Annotated in this window: 18 protein-coding genes; 12 read left to right on the top strand and 6 right to left on the bottom strand. The window is 68.0% G+C overall.

Annotated elements, in window-relative coordinates:
• Positions 1–15: 15 nt before the first annotated feature.
• Genes E8P82_RS04490 through E8P82_RS04480 form a run of 3 tightly spaced genes read right to left on the bottom strand, consistent with a single transcriptional unit; the run spans position 16 to position 2,769 of the window.
• Positions 16–993: a COX15/CtaA family protein gene (locus tag E8P82_RS04490; protein ID WP_136453306.1), complete on the bottom strand. Its 978-nt coding sequence runs from the start codon at positions 991–993 to the stop codon at positions 16–18.
• A 4-nt stretch (positions 994–997) separates the two neighbouring features.
• Positions 998–1,822, bottom strand: coding sequence for an ABC transporter permease (locus E8P82_RS04485; RefSeq protein WP_136453305.1), 825 nt, complete (start codon positions 1,820–1,822; stop codon positions 998–1,000).
• Positions 1,819–2,769 (bottom strand): ABC transporter ATP-binding protein, encoded by a 951-nt coding sequence (locus E8P82_RS04480; RefSeq protein WP_246020946.1) that lies wholly within the window; start codon positions 2,767–2,769, stop codon positions 1,819–1,821. Before E8P82_RS04480 ends, E8P82_RS04485 begins: the two co-directional genes overlap by 4 nt.
• 126 nt (positions 2,770–2,895) lie before the next feature.
• Between E8P82_RS04480 and E8P82_RS04475 the strand changes: the two genes are divergently transcribed.
• The 6 genes from E8P82_RS04475 (at position 2,896) to E8P82_RS04450 (ending at position 8,102) form a co-directional block, all read left to right on the top strand.
• A complete protein-coding gene (locus tag E8P82_RS04475; protein WP_136453304.1) occupies positions 2,896–3,735 on the top strand; it encodes a helix-turn-helix transcriptional regulator in 840 nt (279 codons plus the stop codon).
• Entirely contained in the window at positions 3,732–5,204 is a 1,473-nt protein-coding gene (sufB, locus tag E8P82_RS04470) for a Fe-S cluster assembly protein SufB (RefSeq protein ID WP_136453303.1), read from the top strand. Before E8P82_RS04475 ends, sufB begins: the two co-directional genes overlap by 4 nt.
• A 2-nt stretch (positions 5,205–5,206) precedes the next feature.
• A complete protein-coding gene (gene sufD, locus E8P82_RS04465) occupies positions 5,207–6,532 on the top strand; it encodes a Fe-S cluster assembly protein SufD (RefSeq protein ID WP_136453302.1) in 1,326 nt (441 codons plus the stop codon).
• Entirely contained in the window at positions 6,532–6,891 is a 360-nt protein-coding gene (locus E8P82_RS04460) for a non-heme iron oxygenase ferredoxin subunit (protein WP_136453301.1), read from the top strand. The genes sufD and E8P82_RS04460 overlap by 1 nt, the downstream gene beginning before the upstream one ends.
• 72 nt (positions 6,892–6,963) lie before the next feature.
• Positions 6,964–7,722 (top strand): Fe-S cluster assembly ATPase SufC, encoded by a 759-nt coding sequence (gene sufC, locus E8P82_RS04455; protein WP_136453300.1) that lies wholly within the window; start codon positions 6,964–6,966, stop codon positions 7,720–7,722.
• Positions 7,723–7,772: 50 nt separating this feature from the next.
• A complete protein-coding gene (locus E8P82_RS04450) occupies positions 7,773–8,102 on the top strand; it encodes a metal-sulfur cluster assembly factor (RefSeq protein ID WP_136453299.1) in 330 nt (109 codons plus the stop codon).
• A 92-nt stretch (positions 8,103–8,194) separates the two neighbouring features.
• Here E8P82_RS04450 and E8P82_RS04445 read toward each other — a convergent pair whose 3' ends face one another.
• Genes E8P82_RS04445 through E8P82_RS04435 form a run of 3 tightly spaced genes read right to left on the bottom strand, consistent with a single transcriptional unit; the run spans position 8,195 to position 10,184 of the window.
• Entirely contained in the window at positions 8,195–8,839 is a 645-nt protein-coding gene (locus E8P82_RS04445) for an energy-coupling factor transporter transmembrane component T family protein (protein ID WP_136453298.1), read from the bottom strand.
• On the bottom strand, positions 8,836–9,537 hold the full coding sequence (locus E8P82_RS04440) for an energy-coupling factor ABC transporter ATP-binding protein (protein WP_246020945.1): 702 nt from the start codon (positions 9,535–9,537) through the stop codon (positions 8,836–8,838). Before E8P82_RS04440 ends, E8P82_RS04445 begins: the two co-directional genes overlap by 4 nt.
• Before the next feature lie 8 nt (positions 9,538–9,545).
• Positions 9,546–10,184 (bottom strand): biotin transporter BioY, encoded by a 639-nt coding sequence (locus E8P82_RS04435; protein ID WP_136453297.1) that lies wholly within the window; start codon positions 10,182–10,184, stop codon positions 9,546–9,548.
• Positions 10,185–10,351: 167 nt separating this feature from the next.
• Between E8P82_RS04435 and E8P82_RS04430 the strand changes: the two genes are divergently transcribed.
• From E8P82_RS04430 to E8P82_RS04405, 6 genes are all read left to right on the top strand, one after another.
• Positions 10,352–11,950 (top strand): ABC-F family ATP-binding cassette domain-containing protein, encoded by a 1,599-nt coding sequence (locus E8P82_RS04430; RefSeq protein ID WP_136453296.1) that lies wholly within the window; start codon positions 10,352–10,354, stop codon positions 11,948–11,950.
• A gap of 282 nt (positions 11,951–12,232) precedes the next feature.
• On the top strand, positions 12,233–12,616 hold the full coding sequence (locus E8P82_RS04425; protein WP_136453295.1) for a hypothetical protein: 384 nt from the start codon (positions 12,233–12,235) through the stop codon (positions 12,614–12,616).
• 2 nt (positions 12,617–12,618) lie between these two features.
• Complete coding sequence (locus tag E8P82_RS04420; RefSeq protein ID WP_168796486.1) at positions 12,619–13,959, top strand: glycosyltransferase family 2 protein; 1,341 nt, start codon at positions 12,619–12,621, stop codon at positions 13,957–13,959.
• On the top strand, positions 13,949–15,799 hold the full coding sequence (locus E8P82_RS04415; protein WP_136453293.1) for a polysaccharide deacetylase family protein: 1,851 nt from the start codon (positions 13,949–13,951) through the stop codon (positions 15,797–15,799). Before E8P82_RS04420 ends, E8P82_RS04415 begins: the two co-directional genes overlap by 11 nt.
• A gap of 70 nt (positions 15,800–15,869) precedes the next feature.
• Positions 15,870–17,669 (top strand): polysaccharide deacetylase family protein, encoded by a 1,800-nt coding sequence (locus E8P82_RS04410; protein WP_168796485.1) that lies wholly within the window; start codon positions 15,870–15,872, stop codon positions 17,667–17,669.
• On the top strand, positions 17,657–19,354 hold the full coding sequence (locus tag E8P82_RS04405) for an endo-1,4-beta-xylanase (RefSeq protein WP_136453291.1): 1,698 nt from the start codon (positions 17,657–17,659) through the stop codon (positions 19,352–19,354). The genes E8P82_RS04410 and E8P82_RS04405 overlap by 13 nt, the downstream gene beginning before the upstream one ends.
• The last annotated feature ends 51 nt before the right edge of the window (positions 19,355–19,405 follow it).

The raw sequence follows: 19,405 nt of genomic DNA, 5'->3' as shown, positions 1-19,405 counted from the left end.
TCGTGCTACGGGTGCTCAGGCGACAGGCTGCGGCGTACCCGTCCGAACCGGTGTGGTACTGCCGGGCAGGGTCCTGCGCGTCGTACCCGTGTACTGCGCGTGCACCGCCGCCGCGACGAGCACGGAGGCTCCGAGCATGTGCAGGGCCACGAGAGCCACGGGAAGGTGCAGGAAGTGCTGCAGGTAGCCGATGGCGCCCTGGGCCAGCACGATGATCGCGAGAAGGACCACGGCTCGCCGGAGCTTCGCATGGACACCGGCGCGATACGCGACGACGACGGCGAGTGCCACCGTGGCGACGAGCAGATAGACCGGCAGGGCGTGCAGGCGCGTGATCAGATCGGGGTCCAGCCCGTTGCGGGCAGCACCCTGATCACCTGCGTGCGGGCCGGAACCGGTGACGATCACGCCCAGGAGCACCGCGACGGACGTCAGGACCGTCGCGGTGACGAGCAACTGCCGCAGGAGCGGGGTGGCGGCCGGTGGCCTGCGGACGAGGTACTGCTCCGTGGTGAGACGTGCCCGGTTGACGAGCACGGTCGCCAGGCTCACCAGCACCATGGAGGCGACGAAGTGCAGGCCCACGATCCACGGGTTCAGGTCCTGCCAGACGCTGATGCCCCCGATCACGGCCTGGACGGGGATGCCGAGGAAGATCGCGATCGAGAGCCGGAACAGGTCCCTGCGCTCCCTGCGCATCTCGAGGACGGCGACGATCATCGCCACGGCGATGATCACGAGCACGAAGGTCAGGAGCCGGTTCCCGAACTCGATCACACCGTTGAGGCCCATCTCGGGGGTCGTGATGATGCTGTCCGGTGTGCAGCGGGGCCATTCCGGGCAGCCGAGACCCGACGCGGTGAGGCGCACGGCCCCGCCGGTCACGACGATGCCGATCTGCGCGACGAGCGAGGCGACGGCGAGCCGGCGTACCACCGGCGTGGTGGTGGTGGGCAGGGCTCCCCTGAGGCGGGAGAGCGGGGGAAGGATCATGTCATCAGCTCCATTTGAACCAGCGGATGGCCGCCAGGCTGGCGAGCGCGGCCCAGCCCAGAAGCACGAGGCACGCGAGGGGGTCGAATGCACCCTCGATGAGGGCGCTGCGCAGGCCGTCCCCGAGAGCCGCCGACGGCAGCGCCGAGACGAAGGTCTGCACGGCTTCGGGCAGACTCTGCGCGGGAATGATCACGCCGCCGGCCGCGGCGAGGAGGATCCAGAGAAGATTGGTGACGGCCAGCGTCGCCTCGGGCCGGAGGGTGCCGGCGACGAGGAGCCCGAGAGCGGTGAACGCGGCGGAACCGAGCAGCAGGAGAATCGCCGCGGCGACGATACCGCCGGGATCGGGTGACCACCCCAGCAGGACGGCGGCACCGCCGACCACGAGCAGCTGCACGGTCAGGACACCCGCGACGGCGACGGCCTTGCCCAGGATCAGCCCGGACCGTCCGAGCGGCGTCGTGGACAGGAAACGCAGTACGCCGTAGCGACGGTCGAAACCCGTGGCGATGCCCTGGCCGGTGAAGGCGGTGGACATGGTGCACAGGGCCAGGACGCCCGGGGCTGCGACGTCGATGCGACCGGGGCCGTAGGCGTCGAGGACAGGGGTGACGACCAGCGCCACCAGAGCCAGCAGCGGCAGGACGATCGCCAGCACGAGCTGCTCACCGTTGCGCAGCATTCCCAGCATTTCGTAGGCCCCGTGCCGCAGGATGCGCGTACCCAGAGCAGCAGCGGAGCCGCGCTGCCCGCCCGGGGTCTCCGAGGCCGGATGCGCGGTCCCGCGGGGCGCTGAGGCGAGATCCCCCATCTTGTCCGGGCTCATCGGAGACTCCTTCCGGAGATGTCGAGGAAGACGTCCTCGAGCGAGCGAGGGGCCATGGAGATGGCGCTGGGCATCACTCCGCGGCCCGCCCACCAGCGAGCGAGGAGCTCGACGTCGCGAGCCGTCAGCGAGCCCCTCAGGACGTATCTGCCGGGCTCCGGTTCGCTCTGCTGCAGATGGGGGAGGAGATCGTCGGGGAGTGCCAGTCCCGGGATCGTCTCGAAGCTCAGTTCGCGCGGGCCCGCGGTATCCGTGTCGGCGGTCAGTTCCGCGACGGTGCCCTCGGCCACGGTACGCCCGCCGTCGACGATATAGACGTAGTCGGCGAGCCGTTGTGCGTCGTCGAGCAGATGTGTGGTGAGTACGACGGCGAGACCGTCCGCACGGAGCTCGTTGACGAGGTCGAAGACGATCGTCCGGGACTGCGGGTCGAGCCCTGCGCTGGGCTCGTCGAGGAACACCACGTCCGGCCGACCCACGAGGGCACACGCGAGCGCCAGGCGCTGCCGCTGTCCTCCCGAGAGCCGGCGGATGGAGACGGCGCCGAACTCGTCGATGCCGAGTCGCTCCGCGAGCAGATCGACGGGCAGGGGAGAGCGGTACATGGACGCGACGTGTCGCAGGAGGGCCAGGGGCCTCACGGACGGGGGAAGCCCGCCCTCCTGCAGCATCACCCCGACGCGGGCCCGCAGCCGGGGCGTGGCGCGGTAGGGGTCCTCGCCCAGGAGGCGGACCGTACCGGCATCGGCACGCTGGAGTCCCTGCGCGCATTCCAGGGTCGTCGTCTTACCCGCTCCGTTCGCTCCGAGGAGGACGGTGACGGCCCCGTGTTCCGCGGAGAGGCTGACACCGTCGAGAACGCGCATCATGCGCCCGTCGAGTGAACCGATCGGACCGAAGTCCTTGATCAGGCCCTCGATCACCAGGGCAGGGGCAGAAGTCGGCACCGGATTATTCTACGTCACGTAGTAGTGACTCAGGGGTGCGATGGATAGCCTCGCCTAAGTGGTGGAGCGGAATAGATTACGTCATGATCGTGTTGTCTATTGTGTCTGCGAAAGGAGGGCCCGGCCATGAGTGCATCGAGTGCATCGCCCGTGAAGGCATCGTCGTCGATCGGCTCGACTGCCACCGGAACCGCCCCCGGGTCGCACACGCATCTCGATGAGCGCACCAGGGACAGGGTACTGTCGGCAGTCCTGGAACGCGGCCCCGTCAGCGCCGCGGAACTCGGCGAGAGCCTCGGGTTCACCCCCGCAGCCGTGCGACGCCACCTGGACGCCCTGTCCGGCGACGGACTGATCGAGATCAAGCGCCTCCGTAGTCCCGCAAGTGGTGCCGGCCGGCCGGCCCGGCGCTACGTGCTCAGCCGGCGGGGGCAGAGTGCAATGGGCGAGGACTACCTGGAGATCGCCCGCACAGCGCTGGCGAGCCTCGGCCAGGCAGCCGGTCCCGAGGCCATCGACGACTTCGCGCGCGCCCGGTTCTCCCGGATGGAGGAGCGGTACGGTCCTGTCGTGGACGCCGCCGGTCCGGAGCTCGAGTCCCGGGCGGATGCGCTCGCGCAGGCCCTGACCGCCGACGGTTTCGTCGGCTCGACGAGGGAGGTCGGGTCACCGGGTGTGCGCACCGGCACGGCTTCGGCCATGGCGAGCCTGCAGCTCTGCCAGGGACACTGCCCCATCCAGTCGCTGGCAGCGGAGTTCCCGGCCTTCTGCGAGCAGGAGACGAGTGTCTTCGCCCGCCTGCTCGGAGTCGATGTGCGTCGGCTCTCCACCCTCGCCCGGGGTGGCCACGTCTGCACCACCCATATTCCCCTGGGACGGTCCAGTGCGACCCCGGTTGCCCCCGAGGACGCACAGGTGAGCGATCCAGCAGCGTTATCCAACCATCAGCAAGGAAGGCCGTCATGACGGACCAAGTAGACCGTAAGCCCATGGCGTCGGACGTACCGGAGTCGACGATCAGTGACATCCTCGAGCGGAACCCGGAGCTCGAGGGCATCGGTACCTACCAGTACGGCTGGGCCGACAAGAACGAGGCCAGCGACAACGCGCGCCGCGGACTGAGCGAGGAAGTCGTCCGCGACATCTCCGCGAAGAAGAACGAACCCGAGTGGATGCTCGATCTCCGCCTCAAGGGACTGAAGTACTTCGACCGCAAGCCCATGCCGGCCTGGGGTGCGGACCTCTCCGGCATCGACTTCGACAACATCAAGTACTTCGTGCGCTCCACGGAGAAGCAGGCCAACACCTGGGAGGACCTCCCCGAGGACATCCGGAACACGTACGAGAAGCTCGGCATCCCCGAGGCGGAGCGCGCCCGGCTGGTGTCGGGTGTCGCCGCGCAGTACGAGTCCGAGGTGGTGTACCACCAGCTGCGGGAGGACCTCGAGCGCCAGGGCGTGATCTTCCTCGACACGGACACGGCGCTGCGCGAGCATCCGGAGATCTTCAAGGAGTACTTCGGCACCATCATCCCGGTCGGTGACAACAAGTTCGCCTCGCTGAACACGGCCGTGTGGTCGGGTGGATCGTTCGTCTACGTCCCCAAGGGCGTCCACGTCGAGATCCCGCTGCAGGCCTACTTCCGCATCAACACCGAGAACATGGGTCAGTTCGAGCGGACGCTCATCATCGCGGACGAGGATTCCTACGTGCACTACATCGAGGGGTGCACGGCGCCGATCTACACCTCCGACTCCCTGCACTCCGCCGTCGTGGAGATCGTGGTGAAGAAGGGTGCGCGAGTGCGCTACACCACCATCCAGAACTGGTCGAACAACGTGTACAACCTCGTCACCAAGCGCGCCGTGGCGCACGAGGGCGCCACCATGGAGTGGGTCGACGGCAACATCGGCTCGAAGGTCACCATGAAGTACCCGGCGGTCTACCTGGTCGGGGAGCACGCCAAGGGCGAGACGCTCTCCATCGCCTTCGCGGGCGAGGGCCAGCACCAGGACACCGGGTCGAAGATGGTGCACATCGCGCCCAACACGAAGTCCTCGATCATCTCGAAGTCCGTGGCCCGCGGCGGTGGTCGTGCCGCCTACCGCGGCCTGGTCCAGGTGCGCGACGGCGCCACCCACTCCGCGAACACCGTGCGCTGCGATGCGCTCCTGGTGGACACGATCTCCCGCTCGGACACCTACCCGTACGTCGATATCCGCGAGGACGACGTCACGATGGGGCACGAGGCCACCGTCTCGCGGGTGAGCGAGGAACAGCTGTTCTACCTCATGTCCCGCGGCATGCCCGAGGACGAGGCGATGGCGATGATCGTGCGCGGCTTCATCGAGCCGATCGCGCGCGAACTGCCGATGGAGTACGCGCTCGAACTGAACCGCCTGATCGAGCTGCAGATGGAAGGGGCCGTGGGCTAGGAATGGCTGAGACGACACAGACGGACATCACACCGGACACCCCGCTCGACGGCGGGGCCAGTGCCCTCGACGAGAAGGCACGCCTCGGCTCCGCGACCATCGGGCGGGCCGCCATCGATGGTTTCACCGAGGAGGGCGAACGCCTTCCCGGCGGAGACGACGGCACGGAACAGCTCGGACTCAAGAAGCACAGTCACGGCAATGCGCCCGTGATCCCCGAGGCATCGAGGGGGGAGCGACGCCGGTCCTTCGACCTGGCGGACTTCCCGCCGCTCACGGGGCAGGAGGAGGACTGGCGGTTCACTCCGCTGAAGCGCCTGCGCGGTCTCCACACCGATGACCTCACGGGTCGGGCTCCCGCGGTCGAGGTCACCGGCGCGACCAATGTCAGGGTCGAGACCGTGGGTCGCGACGACTCGCGTCTCGGCACGGCCGCCACTCCCGAGGACCGTGTCTCCGCGGCCGCCTGGAACGCGTTCACCGAGGCGACGGTCATCACCGTCCCGCGGGAGACCAGCGCGGACGGCGAGGTCATGGTCAGGATCACCGGGAGCAGCGCGGATCCCGCCGCGCAGTACGTCCTGATCCGGGCGGAGCAGTTCTCGAAGGCCGTCGTGGTGCTCGATCACGTGGGATCGGTGGCCCTGGCCCAGAACGTCGAGATCGTGGTCGAGGACGGCGCGGAGCTGACGGTCGTCAGTGTCCAGGAGTGGGACGACGACGCCGTCCACGTCTCCTCGCAGCAGGCGAGGATCGGACGGGACGCACGCTACAAGCACGTGGTCGTCAGCCTCGGCGGCGACCTGGTGCGCCTGACGCCGTCGTCCGTCTTCTCCGCTCCCGGCGCCGAGGTGGAGATGTACGGGCTGTACTTCGCCGACGCCGGCCAGCACCTGGAGCAGCGCCTCCTGGTCGATCACGCCACCCCGAACTGCACGTCCCGTGTCACCTACAAGGGTGCCCTGCAGGGTCAGGACGCACACACCGTGTGGGTGGGCGACGTGCTGATCCGCAAGGCGGCCGAGGGCACGGACACCTACGAGACGAACCGCAACCTGCTCCTCACCGACGGCGCCCGCTCGGACTCCGTGCCCAACCTCGAGATCGAGACCGGACTCATCGAGGGCGCGGGCCACGCCAGCGCCACCGGCCGGTTCGACGACGAACACCTGTTCTACCTGATGGCCCGCGGCATCCCGGAGAAGGCTGCCAGGCGCCTGGTGGTGCGTGGCTTCCTCACGGAGGTCATCCAGCAGATCAGGGTTCCCGCGCTCGAGGAACGGCTCTCGGAGTCCCTCGAACGTGAACTCGCGGCAGGCAACCTGTGATGGCCGGGACACCACGCGGCGAGTTGATCTGCAGCGTCGACGACATCCAGGTCAAGCAGGCGCTACGTGTGCTGATCGACGACTACCCGGTCGTCGTCGTACGGGACTCCGACGGCGGGATCCACGCGCTGGGGGACACCTGCTCCCACGCCGACATCTCGCTGTCCGAGGGCGAGGTGGAAGGCTGTGCCATCGAGTGCTGGGGGCACGGGTCCCAGTTCGACCTGCGCAGCGGTGCCCCGCTCCAGCTCCCCGCGTACGAGCCCGTGCCCGTCTTCGCACTCGAGATCCACGACAACGACGTCTACGTGGACGTCACCACCGTCACCAACGGAGCGCCTGCACCCCAGCTGGGGTGAGGTGGGCGCCGACCACTTCCTGCCCACGACTTCCTGTACCCCCTGCGAGGCAGGGGAAGGAGAGAGGACATCATGTCCACGCTTGAAATCAAGGATCTGCACGTCAGCATCGACACCGACCAGGGGAACGTTCCCATCCTGCGGGGAGTCACGCTGACGATCAACACCGGTGAGACCCACGCGATCATGGGCCCGAACGGTTCGGGGAAGTCCACCCTGGCCGCGACGATCGCCGGGCACCCGCGCTACAGGGTGGACGGCGGGTCGATCCTCCTGGACGGGGAGGACGTGCTGTCGATGAGCGTCGACGAGCGCGCGCGTGCCGGGCTCTTCCTCGCCATGCAGTACCCGGTCGAGGTTCCCGGCGTGACGATGACTAACTTCCTGCGCACCGCGAAGACGGCGCTCGACGGCGAAGCCCCGAGCCTGAGGCACTGGACCAGGGACGTCAAGAAGGCCATGGGCGATCTGCGCATCGACGCCGACTTCGCCCAGCGCAATGTCAACGAGGGATTCTCCGGCGGCGAGAAGAAGCGCGTGGAGATCCTGCAGCTCGAGCTCTTCCACCCCCGGTTCGCCATCCTCGACGAGACCGATTCGGGACTCGACGTCGACGCGCTGAAGATCGTCTCGGAGGGCGTCAACCGCGAGCACGCCAAGGGCGGGATGGGTACGCTGCTCATCACCCACTACACGCGGATCCTGCGCTACATCAAGCCGGACTTCGTCCACGTGTTCATCGCCGGACGTATCGCGGAGCAGGGCGGTCCGGAACTCGCCGACCGCCTCGAGGAAGAGGGCTACGATCGATTCACCGCGGTCGAGGCCTAGACCACAACGATGTCCGGTCCCGAGCCGGACCGCCCGAGAGGAGAACTTCGATGAGTGATGTGCAACAGGCACCGACGGCGCTGGACGACGTCGAGGAGGCGCTGCGGGACGTGATCGACCCGGAGCTGGGGGTGAACGTCGTCGACCTCGGACTCCTGTACGGACTGACCTACTCCGACGACGGCGCCCTGCTGATCGACATGACCCTCACGACGGCCGCCTGCCCACTGACGGACGTGCTCGAGGAGCAGGTGGGCCAGGTCCTGGACGGCGTGGTCGACGAGTGGCGGCTCAACTGGGTGTGGATGCCGCCGTGGGGCCCGGAGAAGATCACCGAGGACGGTCGCGACCAGATGCGCGCCCTCGGGTTCAACATCTGACCGGTTCGCAGCCCAGAGCCTTGGGGTCGTAGAGACGCAGGGCTGAGTGCAGGCATCCCGGAAGCAGTCGGGGTGCCTGCTTCCATGTGAGCTCAGGGTCCGTCGTCGTCCTCGTCGTCCTCGTCCCCGAGGCCCCTGGCGGCCAGGGCCTCGCCCGTCCGGTGCGCGTAGGCGACGGCGCCGAGGACCAGGGGGGTCACGACCACCCGGGGATCCCGCTCGAGCCCGCGAGCCCGCGCGGCCTGACGGACATCGACGACCATCCCCGCCAGATACGGGATGCTCCGGAGCATGATCGACACCGCGAGCGCGAATCTCTCCGGATCGGCGCCGATGCTCCGGAACGGACGGACCAGCCGCACGACACCGTCGAGGAGATCCTGGGTCGTGGTGGTCAGGGTCAGGGCCCGCGCGGCGAGCAGGCACGCGGTGATGCCGCCGACCACGACGAACGCCCGGAGCCACCCCTGCGCCAGGGACTGGTAGAGGGCGAGGATCCCGAGGACGGGAGCGGCGGGCAGGAGCATGCGAAGGAGGCGGGCGGGGGAGAGCCGTGCACCCACCAGCAGGCACCCCACGGTCAGCACGAGCGCGACGGCGGTGGTCGACGGCGAACGCCACGCGATGACGGCGACGGCGCAGCCGAGCGAGGCCGCAGCCTTCACCGCGGTCGGGAGTCGGTACAGGAAGCCTTTCCCCGGTTCGTACAGCCCGAGAGTGGCCCCGTAGCCTCTCATGCTCCTCCCGGGGCAGCGCTACCGACGAGGTGGCGATAGTGGGCGACGGCGTCGGGGGGCGGACCGTCGAAGACGATCCTGCCGTCGTCGATCACGAGGGTCCGGTCGGCCTCGAGCGCGAAATCGAGATTGTGGGTGGTGAACACGACCTGCTGGTCCAGGCCCGCGACGAGTGAGCGCACACGCGCATCGTTGCGCAGGTCCAGGAGCGTGGTCGGCTCGTCGGCGACGAGGATGCGCGGTTCCACCGCGAGGACCACCGCCAGGGCCAGGAGCTGGCGCTCGCCACCGGAGAGATCGTAGCTGCTCCGATCCGCGAGGTGCTCGAGGCCGAAACGTGCCAGCACGTCGCTCGCCAGTTGCTTCCGGTCGGCCGCCGGGATCCTGCGGGTGCGCAGGGAGAGCTCGACGTCCTCCCGACCGGTGGGCATCACCAGCTGTGAGAGCGGGTCGGTGAAGACGAAGCCGACGCTCCGGCGCACCCTGCGGCCCATGGTGGCCGTGTCCATACCGTGCACTGCCACCGACCCGCTGCTCGGCAGCAGGAGACCGTTGATCAGGCGCAGCAGCGTCGACTTGCCTGATCCGTTGGGGCCGATCACGCCCACCCGCTGCTCGGTCAGGGTGAGCTCCACCGGGTGGAGGAGTACTCTGCCCTCGGGCTCTGCGCGGACCGTCGCGCGGCGGAACTCGATCACGGGAGCACTCAGGCCGGCGTGCTCCGCGTCCCCGCCAGGAGCCGGGGGAACGCACGATGCACCGAGACCGCCAGGAGTGCGGCGAGGACGTCCTTGATCACATCTCCGGGAAGATACACCGCGTCCACCAGGATCGCTTCGCGCAGGGGCAGCCCGGCATTGACCATGAGCCCGGCGATACCGAGCGGGTGGATGGTGAGCAGGCTCGCTGCGAGGCAGGCCAGGAAGAGCAGCGCGGTGCGGAAGCGTCGCCCACGGCGCAGGACGCCGACGGCGAGGAGTCCTGCGACCAGCGCTGCGAGAGGGAATGCCAGCAGGTATCCGGCGGTCGGACCGGCCAGGACGCCGAACCCGCCGCTGAAACCGCTGAAGACCGGCAGGCCGATCAGGCCGACCACGAGATAGAGCAGGACGGCGGCTGTTCCGCGCGCCGGTCCCAGGACGATGCCGGCGAGCAGCACCCCGAGTGTCTGCAGTGTGATGGGGACCCCGAGCGGACCCACAGGTATACCGGGTAGGATCGACAGAGCGGCAATGAGGGCGGCGAAGACTGCGACCAGTGAGAGATCGGTGGCATTCCACCGCCGGCGGGCCGGACGTCGGCCCATATCGGCGGGTCCCGTACCGGTCTGCTGGGCTGGCTGCATGTCTCGAGCTCCTTGGCTGGGCCTTCGGTCTCACCGGTCGGACAGCGAATGCCTCCATGTATCCCGGCCACTCTTGCTTCTGTATCGACACTAGCGCCGCTCACCCGGGGATCTTTTGTGGACTCCCTACAACACATGCCGACGTCGGCTCAGCGAAAGGCCCAATCGTGATCAGCGTATCGAACCTCGAGTTGCGGGCAGGAGCCCGCCTGTTGATGGACGAGGTGTCCTTCCGCGTCGACAAGGGGGACAAGATCGGCCTCGTCGGCCGCAACGGTGCCGGCAAGACGACGCTCACGAGAGTGCTGGCGGGCGAGGCGCTGCCCGCGGGGGGCATGGTCTCCCGCTCCGGGGAGATCGGCTACCTGCCGCAGGACCCGCGGACCCCGGACATGGACCAGCTCGCCCGCGACCGCATCCTCTCGGCCCGCGACCTCGACGCCGTCGTCGGCGACCTGCGCCAGGCGCAGGAGGACATGGCGAGCGAGAAGAGCTCGGTGCGCAACAAGGCCATGGCGCGCTACGACCGCATCGAGGCCGCGTTCCTCGCCGGTGGCGGGTATGCCGCCGAGGCCGAGGCGGCGGCGATCTCGTCGAATCTGGCCCTGCCGGAGCGGATCCTGAACCAGCCCCTGAGGACGCTCTCGGGCGGGCAGCGCCGCAGGGTGGAGCTTGCCCGCATCCTGTTCTCGGGGGCCGAGACGATGCTCCTCGACGAACCGACCAACCACCTCGATGCCGACTCGATCACGTGGCTGCGGGACTTCCTGAGGAACCACCAGGGCGGTCTGATCGTGATCAGCCACGACGTGGAGCTGCTCGAGGCCACCGTCAACAAGGTGTTCCAGCTGGATGCGAACCGGGCCACGATCGACATCTACAACATGGGCTGGAAGCGCTACCAGCTGCAGCGCGAGACGGACGAGCGCGCCCGCAAGCGTGAGCGCGCCAATGCGGAGAAGAAGGCCCAGGTCCTGATGGACCAGGCCAACAGGATGCGGGCCAAGGCCTCCAAGGCCGTCGCGGCACAGAACATGGCCAAGCGCGCCGAGCGACTGCTCGGAGGGCTCGACGCCGTGCGCGCCTCGGACCGCGTGGCGGCGCTGCGCTTCCCCGAACCGGCGCCCTGCGGCAAGACCCCCATGACGGCGGAGGGTCTGAGCAAGGCGTACGGATCGCTGGAGATCTTCACCGATGTGGACCTCGCGATCGACCGCGGGTCCAAGGTGGTGATCCTCGGACTCAACGGTGCGGGCAAGACCACGCTGCTGCGCATGCTCGCGGGCGTGGACGAGCCGGACACGGGAAGGGTCATCGCCGGTCACGGTCTCAAGGTGGGCTACTACGCGCAGGAGCACGAGACGCTCGACACCGAGCGCAGCGTCCTGGAGAACATGAGGTCCTCCGCCCCCGACATGCAGGACGCCGAGGTGCGCGGCATCCTGGGATCCTTCCTCTTCTCGGGCGACGACGTCGACAAGCCGGCCGGTGTGCTCTCGGGCGGGGAGAAGACCCGCCTGGCGCTCGCGACAATCGTGGCGTCCTCGGCGAACGTCCTGCTCCTCGACGAGCCGACGAACAACCTCGACCCGGCCAGCCGCGCCGAGATCCTCGGTGCCCTGAAGAACTACAGCGGCGCCGTGGTCATGGTCAGCCACGACGAGGGCGCGGTCGACGCCCTCGACCCGGAGCGCGTGGTCATGCTGCCCGACGGCGTCGAGGACCTCTGGAACCAGGACTACCTGGACCTCGTGACCCTCGCCTAGCCGTATTCACGGTGTATTCGTTCTGTCTCCTCTGTCGTTCCGGTTCGTCGTCCTTCCTCGTGCCCCTCGCCGGACCGCTCCGGTAGGTACTGCGCAGGGTCTGAGTATGTGGTCCGGCAGATTCTTCACGTAGTTACTACTCGTGTAACCGCAGCTGCGGGTCCGTAGCGTGGAGAGTCGAAGGGGGTCCGCCGTCGTGCCCTGAGAAGTCGAACGTCAGGGAGACCCACCATTTACGCGCCCAGCACCGCACTACCCAGCACCACAGAAGCAGCGTCCGCGATGACTCACCTCGGGGGTGTCCCGCTGCGCTCGCAGGAGACCTTCGGTCGGGACGGTGCGATGTTCGAGTCCCTGCTCGGTTTCGTCGCCGAGCTCAGCATCGTGCTGTGGTCCCTCGTGATCCTCACCGTGCTCCTCCGCTTCGTCGGGGTCCGGATCTATCGACGTGGCGCCCGCTCGGCCCCGGCCGGGACGATCGCACCCGACGCTGCCGCATCGAAGGCCGTCCGCGCCGACGACACCCACGGGCAGGACACCCCGCTCGCTCCGGCTGCCGGCGCGTCTCCCGTCCGGGTGGTTCATCGGATCCCGCGTGAGAATCACACGGGATCGCGGTCCAGCACGCGCGTCCCCGCACTCGCCTCCCGCTCGACGAAGGCATAGGCGTGGACTTCGCGCTCGTGATCTTCTGGCTCTTCGCCGGAGTCAGTATTCTCTATGTGGTCCATTTCGGCCTGTACCTGGTGGGCGCCAATATCTACGACGTCTGGCAGGAACGGCGCAGGAGCCGACCGGGCGTCAGACTCCCCGCCGCGCACGAGCCGGAGTCCGCTGCGACGGCGGTCTGGGACCGTCGTGCCCTTCCCGAGGTACCCGGCCTGGTGTCCGTCATCATCGCCGCGCACAACGAGGAGAGCGTGATCGTCCGGACACTGGATTCCGTCCGGCGCAGCAACTACCAGTTCTTCGAGGTCCTGGTCGCCGATGACGCGTCCACCGACCTGACCGGCCGACTGGTGCGCGACTACCAGTTGCGTCACCCCGAGATGGACCTGCGCATGGTGCGGATGCGCACGAATGTCGGCAAGGGGGCAGCGCTGAACGCTGCACTTCGCAGATACGCGCGAGGCCAGTTCGCCATGACGCTCGACGCCGACTCGATCATCGATCCGGACGCCATCTCGAACGCACTGACCTATTTCGACGACCCGTACGTGGCAGGTGTCGCCGCCAACGTGCAGATCATGGAGGAGGGGACGGCGCTCGGCATCCTGCAGCGCTTCGAGCACATGATCGGCTACCGCTCGAAGAAGCTCTACTCGATCCTGAACTGCGAATTCGTCGTGGGTGGGGTCGCCTCCACCTATCGCATGCGCGTGCTGCACAAGGTCGACTTCTACGACACCGACACCCTCACGGAGGATATCGGACTCAGTGCCAAGATCACGAGCCTCGGCAACCGGCGGTTCCGGATGGTCTTCGGCGCCGACGTGGTGGCCAAGACCGAGGGTGTGCTCACCTTCCGGGCATTGGCGAAGCAGCGTTACCGGTGGAAGTACGGGAGCCTGCAGAACCTGGTCAAGTACCGCGGCCTGATGCTGAACCCGAGCCGACGGTACTCACGCACCCTGACGTACTACCGGATGCCCATGGCGGTGCTGAGCGAGTTCACCCTGCTCGTCTCGCCCCTGGCCTGGACCTACGCGGTCTACTGGTCGATCGTGACACAGACGCCGGCGCTGATCCTGGGCGCCTATGCGACCATCACCGTCTACACGCTGCTGACGGTCTGGCTCGACGAGAACCTCAGTGTCCGGGAGCGGGCGCGACTGTCCGTCTACGCACCCACGGCGTACTTCCTCTTCTACATCATGGATCTGGTGCAGCTCACTGCGGCGCTGCGCTGCATCGCCCGCTCGCGGGGCCTGTTCGTACGTCCCGAGATCAACACCTGGACCTCCCCCCAGCGTGCCGGCAGTGGAGCGGTGGCAGCTGGTGCCGCGTAGACGGGGAGTTCTCCTGCGAGTGCTGCTGAACCCGCTCGTCGTCGTCGCGGTGGTGGTCGCGGTGATCACCGCCGGCTGGGTGCTGTACACGGACGGGACCGGCAGCGTCGCGCAATCGCGCCCAGGCGGGAATCTGTTCCCGGCGATCGATCCGAGCGCAGAGCCCACCACCTCGGCGTCCGGTGACCCGACGGCGCCGGAGGACGGCGTGGGCGGCTGGACGGTCGATCACAGCGGCGATTCCCGGGCCTCGCTGGCGCTGGTCGACGGACAGGTCAGCGACACGGCGCTGCAGCTCGACGTCACGGCCTACGGCTCGGGCGATGTCACCCTGACGAGCCCGCGCGTGGAGGTGGAGCCGGACACGACGTATCTGTTCAAGGCATTCACCACGAGCGCGGCGGATTTCACGCTGTTGGTGCGCGTGCATCATGCCGACGGAAGGACGACCCTCGAGGAACTGCCCAGCGCCATCGAGCGGCCGGGTGATGCGCCGTTCACGGTCAGCGACGCGTTCCGGGGCGCGGAGACCACCACCGCCGTGGAGTACGTCTTCAGGCTGACGTCGAAGGCCGGTCTCCGGGTCGAGGGAGCCTACCTCGAGGCTGCGGAGGATGTCCTGGTACCACCGGCAGCGACGACCGAGCCGAATCTCATTCCCGACCCCCGGTTCACGGACGTCCGCCTCACGGATGCCCAGGTCCCCGGTGCCGAGATCACCGGTGCCGAGCCTGCCCAACCGCATGCTTGGACCCCCTACGCCTCCGGCCGGTTGAGAGCGGAGTCCGGACGCAGCACCGACGACGACGGCAGCTTCCTGTGGACACGCATCACCGACTATCAGGACGGTGAGGCCAAGTGGCAGTACGAGCCCGTGCCCGTGTCCGTCGATCGGGCCTTCGAGTTCGGGGCCACCTACCGGTCCGAGCGCGAGGTGGACGTCGTGGCGGAGTTCGAACTCGCCGACGGCGGACGATCGTTCCTCAACCTGACGACGGTCCAGCCCGCCGGTGAGTGGACGACGATCAGCACCAGGTTCCAGGTACCGGCCGGTGCGACGACGGTGATGGTGACCCTGGTGTCCCACGGTGACGGCACCACCGGCGTCCGCGACTATTCCCTCGTCGACGTCACCGCACCCGGTCCCCTCCGCTGGGACGAGCCCATGGTCTCCATCACCTTCGACGACGGCTGGCAGTCGGTGTACGACCGCGCCCTGCCGTTGCTCGACCAGCATGGCTTCCGATCCACCCAGTACGTCAATCCCAGTTCGCTCGAGACGCCGAACTTCATGACGGGTGCGGAGGTGCGGGAGCTGCACGAAGCCGGGCACGAGATCGCCTCACACAGCTATGAGCACGTGGACCTGACCTCGATCGGCGCCGACCGGCTGGACGAGGAGATGAGGAGGAGCAAGGAGGTGCTCACGTCCGCGGGCCTGGGCACCGATGACCTGGCGGTGCCGTACGGACGGTCCGATCCCCAGGTCGACTGGTACGCCACCAGATACTTCGGTCTGGTACGCGGCACGGACGACGGAATCAACACGGCGCAGAACCTGGAGCCACACAACCTGAAAGTGTTCTACGTGACCGACGAGACCACCACGGCCGAGCTGAACGAAGCCCTCGCAGCCACGAGCCGTGTCAACGGCTGGCTCATCCTCGTCTACCACCAGATCGCCACCCCCGATGCGACCGGTATAGAGGAGAACACGATAGCGTCGGACCGTAGCCCCATCACCAGCGATGTGTTCGCGGAGCAGTTGCAACTCATCGACGACAGCGGCATCGAGGTCCAGCCGGTCGCCCGGGCGTTCGATCTGCTGCAGACACCATGAGCGCGGATCGCCCGTGCGCCCCATCGTCGCCGACCACCCGACGGGAACCCCAACGAGAACAGAGAATCACATGTCAAGGACTGGGACCGGCAGCCGACTCGGCGCGGCACGGGGGCGCGCACGCCTCGCGATCATCGCGCTGGTGTCAGCAGCGCTGGGTGGTGCGCTCCTGACACCCGCGCTGGCTCACGCGGTCGTCGACAACCCGGCGCCCTCGGCGCTCGTATCGTTCACCTTCGACGACGGCAAGCTCAACTCCCTCACGGAGGCAGCTCCGACGCTCGAGAAGCACGGTCTGACGGGCACGAACTACGTGATCACGAATTGCGTCGGTATGACGAGTGTGCCGAACTCCTGCCGGGCCGATAGCAGTGCCCCGTACATGACGTGGGCCCAGATCAAGCAGCTGAACAGCCAGTACGGGTGGGAGATCGGCTCGCACAGCGTCGATCACTCGTGCCTGGCCTCGGCGGGCGGCGACTGCCAGGCCAGGAAGCTCACGGCGGCACAGGTCGACGCACAGCTGGCCGACAGCAGGGCCGCCCTCGCTGCCCAGGGGATCACCGCGACCGCTTTCGCTCCCCCGTACGGGGACTACGACCAGACCGTCCTCGCCACGACGGCCAAGTACTACACGTCGATGCGTGGCTTCCGGGACGAGGGCGTGAACCCGTGGCCCTTCAGCGACTACCTGGTTACGAACGTGGCCGTCGAGGAGGGCACGGACACGGTGGCGGCACTCAAGGAGAAGGTCGACGAGGCGATCGCGACCGACAGCTGGGTGGTGTTCACCTTCCACGACATCGTCCCGTCGCCGAGTACCGTCCCGGAGGACTACCAGTACGGCACGGCAAAGCTGGACGAGCTCGCCGCGTACGTGCAGACCAAGGTGGCGGAAGGTCGGATCAGGAACGTCAACGCGTCCCAGGGCATCGTGACGGGTACTCCCAACAAGATGCCGAATGCCACCTTCAACTCCGGCATCGCCGAAGGCTGGCGGACCGACGCCCCCGCGACCATCACGGCGGATGCCGGCGGAAACGGCAGCTACCCGGATCCCGCGCGCTCGGTGAAGTTCGTGTCGCGTGCCACGCCGTCCCACCTGTTCTCGCCGCAGGTCGCGGTCTCCCCGGGCACGAACTATCTGTACAAGACCTTCCTCAACGTCTCGGCGCTGACCTCGGGCGAAGTGGCCTTCTACGTCGACGAGTACGACGCCGCCGGCACCTGGATCTCGGGGCAGTACCGGAAGCGGGAGAACTCCCGCTGGGTGGAGGAGCTCAACTTCACCTATACACCGAGTTCGACGCTCGTGGCGAAGGCCGGCCTCCAGGTGATCGTCGCGGGTACCGGCATCAGGGGCTACCTGGACAATGTGGAGTTGCTGGCACTGGGCAGCGAGGAGCCACCGCCTCCGCCCGCCAATCTCGTGACCAACGGCACGTTCGATGCCGGTCTCGGCGGCTGGAGATCCGACACCACGACGGGCGTGGTCGCGGATGCAGGCGGCAACGGCGCCCCGGACAACCCGGTGAACTCGGTGAAGCTGCAGGGCACGGGAACAGGGGACGCCCACCTGCTCTCGCCGCAGGTCGACGTCACACCGGGTACCTACAACATCTCGGCGTACCTGGACATCAGGAATCGCCGTAGCGGCGAGGTCGGGTGGTACATCGACGAGTACGACGCCGACGGCACGTGGATCTCCGGACAGTGGAAGCTCGCCAGTACCGCTGTCGGGGACGCCACGGTGGACCTGACCTACTCACCGAGCACGACAGACGTGGCGCGGGCGAGTCTGCAGGTGTACGTGACGCGTGAGTCAGGAATACTCGCCTACGTGGACGACGTCCGCTGGTGGCAGCCCTGACGACGCGGCGGAGGCGTGCGGTGACGGCACTGGTGTCCGGACTGGTGCTGGCCCTGGCAGGGTGCAGCTCGAGCGACGAGGAGCCGGTTCCGGTGATCGACCTGGTCGGCCACCACTGGCAGCACATGCCGGGTGTGACGAACCACGGCGAGGTGCTGCGGGTCGAGCCCACCGTCCGGAGCATCGTGGAGCAGGACGGCGGGGGAGGACAGCCGAACCCGCCGGTCAACCTGTTCGGCACACATCTGGTGGCCGGGGGGGACTTCACCCTGGCCGCCTCGTTCGCCGACGTGACGGCGGACGCCTCCTGGACCGTCTACGACAGCCCGCCGGTGATCGCCGACGAGTTCCGGATCGAACCGGCGAGCCTCAGGCTCACCCTACGCGGGGACGAGCTCGAGATAGCGCTGTTCGACGGCGCGGCCCAGCAGGTCGTCACGGACCCGCAGCCCGCCCACGAACAGCGCGTGGAGATACCCGAGGGTGGGGCGTCGCTGGCGGTGCGTCGGAACGGGCGGACGCTCGAGGTTGCCAGCGGCCCGGACACGGTGTGGTCCGGACCGCTCGGCGACATGTTCGCATCCGGGAAGCTCTGGCTCGGGCTGTCGAGTGAGGAGGGCTCCTTCACGGTGGATTCCCTCACGGCCTCCGCTCCCGATGGGGCATCGCTGACCACGGCCGGCCCCGCCGTCCTGCAGCTCGGGCAATCGGCGGAGGGGCTGCAGGCCCTGGCCGCCCGGACCCGGCCGGAGTTCCTCATCGGTGCAGCGGTGGCGCTGGGTCCGCTCGCCTCCGACCTCGACTACGCCCGCGAGTTCGTGGGCAACTTCGGAGCCCTGACACCGGAGAATGCGATGAAACCGCAGTTCCTGTCCCCGCGGCAGGGGGTGTATACCTTCGAGGAGGCCGATGCCCTGCTCGACGTCGCCGAGAGCAAGCAGCTCGCCGTCCATGGGCATACCATCGCCTTCTCGGAGGCCATGCCCAGCTGGATGCAGGAACTCCCGAGCGGATCCGAGGCCGAGCGCGAAGAGAGCGCGGAGGCCCTCATCGACTACGTCACCACGGTGGTCACCCACTTCAGGGGACGGCTCGCCTCGCTCGACGTCGTCAACGAACCGTTCGACGTCGACCAGGGGACCGGTCTCCAGCAGAACATCTGGTACCGCGTCTTCGGTCCGGACTACCCGGCCGTGGTCTCGCGGGCGGTCCACGAGGCCGATCCCGATGTTGCGCAGTTCATCAACGAGAACGGTGCCGACGTTCCCGGGCCCCGCCAGGACGCCCTGCTCGAGCTCGCCCTCGAGACTAATGCGCGGGGTGGACACATCGAGGGAGTCGGTCTCCAGGGGCACGTCTACGACCTCGGGACCGACGCGATCCCGGTCGAGGCGCTCACCGAGACGCTCACCCGCTTCGACGACGCCGGGCTGCGTGTGCGCATCTCGGAGAACGACGTCACGGACGAGGAGGGGACCCGGGTCCAGGCCGAGCAGTACGCCGCGGTGCTGTCGACCTGCTTCCGCTCCCCGGCCTGCGTCTCCTACACGACGTGGGGGGTGGACAACCGGTACAACTGGTGGGTCGACGACGACGGCGAGCTGCAGCAGGGCCATGACTTCGTCTTCGAGGACGGGAAACCGACACCTGCCCTCGAGGCCATGAGGCGAGCCCTCGGCGGCTGATACCGGGAGGGCTGCGGCGGGCTCGAGCGCGTGGACCGGGCAGGCGGCTCC

It is taken from the genome of Arthrobacter echini (assembly GCF_004803505.1).
Classification (GTDB): domain Bacteria; phylum Actinomycetota; class Actinomycetes; order Actinomycetales; family Micrococcaceae; genus Arthrobacter_D; species Arthrobacter_D echini.
The sequence above is the reverse complement of the archived record's forward strand: the minus strand, read 5'-3'. Positions and strand labels throughout refer to the sequence as shown.

Bases quoted from the DNA above. Each gene is read 5' to 3' on its own strand.
- E8P82_RS04485 (WP_136453305.1), bottom strand. From the start codon at position 1,822: ATGAGCCCGGACAAGATGGGGGATCTCGCCTCAGCGCCCCGCGGGACC.
- E8P82_RS04410 (WP_168796485.1), top strand. From the start codon at position 15,870: ATGTCAAGGACTGGGACCGGCAGCCGACTCGGCGCGGCACGGGGGCGC.
- sufD (WP_136453302.1), top strand. From the start codon at position 5,207: ATGGCTGAGACGACACAGACGGACATCACACCGGACACCCCGCTCGAC.
- sufC (WP_136453300.1), top strand. From the start codon at position 6,964: ATGTCCACGCTTGAAATCAAGGATCTGCACGTCAGCATCGACACCGAC.
- E8P82_RS04475 (WP_136453304.1), top strand. From the start codon at position 2,896: ATGAGTGCATCGAGTGCATCGCCCGTGAAGGCATCGTCGTCGATCGGC.
- E8P82_RS04445 (WP_136453298.1), bottom strand. From the start codon at position 8,839: ATGAGAGGCTACGGGGCCACTCTCGGGCTGTACGAACCGGGGAAAGGC.
- E8P82_RS04450 (WP_136453299.1), top strand. From the start codon at position 7,773: ATGAGTGATGTGCAACAGGCACCGACGGCGCTGGACGACGTCGAGGAG.
- E8P82_RS04425 (WP_136453295.1), top strand. From the start codon at position 12,233: ATGACTCACCTCGGGGGTGTCCCGCTGCGCTCGCAGGAGACCTTCGGT.
- sufB (WP_136453303.1), top strand. From the start codon at position 3,732: ATGACGGACCAAGTAGACCGTAAGCCCATGGCGTCGGACGTACCGGAG.
- E8P82_RS04490 (WP_136453306.1), bottom strand. From the start codon at position 993: ATGATCCTTCCCCCGCTCTCCCGCCTCAGGGGAGCCCTGCCCACCACC.
- E8P82_RS04460 (WP_136453301.1), top strand. From the start codon at position 6,532: ATGGCCGGGACACCACGCGGCGAGTTGATCTGCAGCGTCGACGACATC.
- E8P82_RS04435 (WP_136453297.1), bottom strand. From the start codon at position 10,184: ATGCAGCCAGCCCAGCAGACCGGTACGGGACCCGCCGATATGGGCCGA.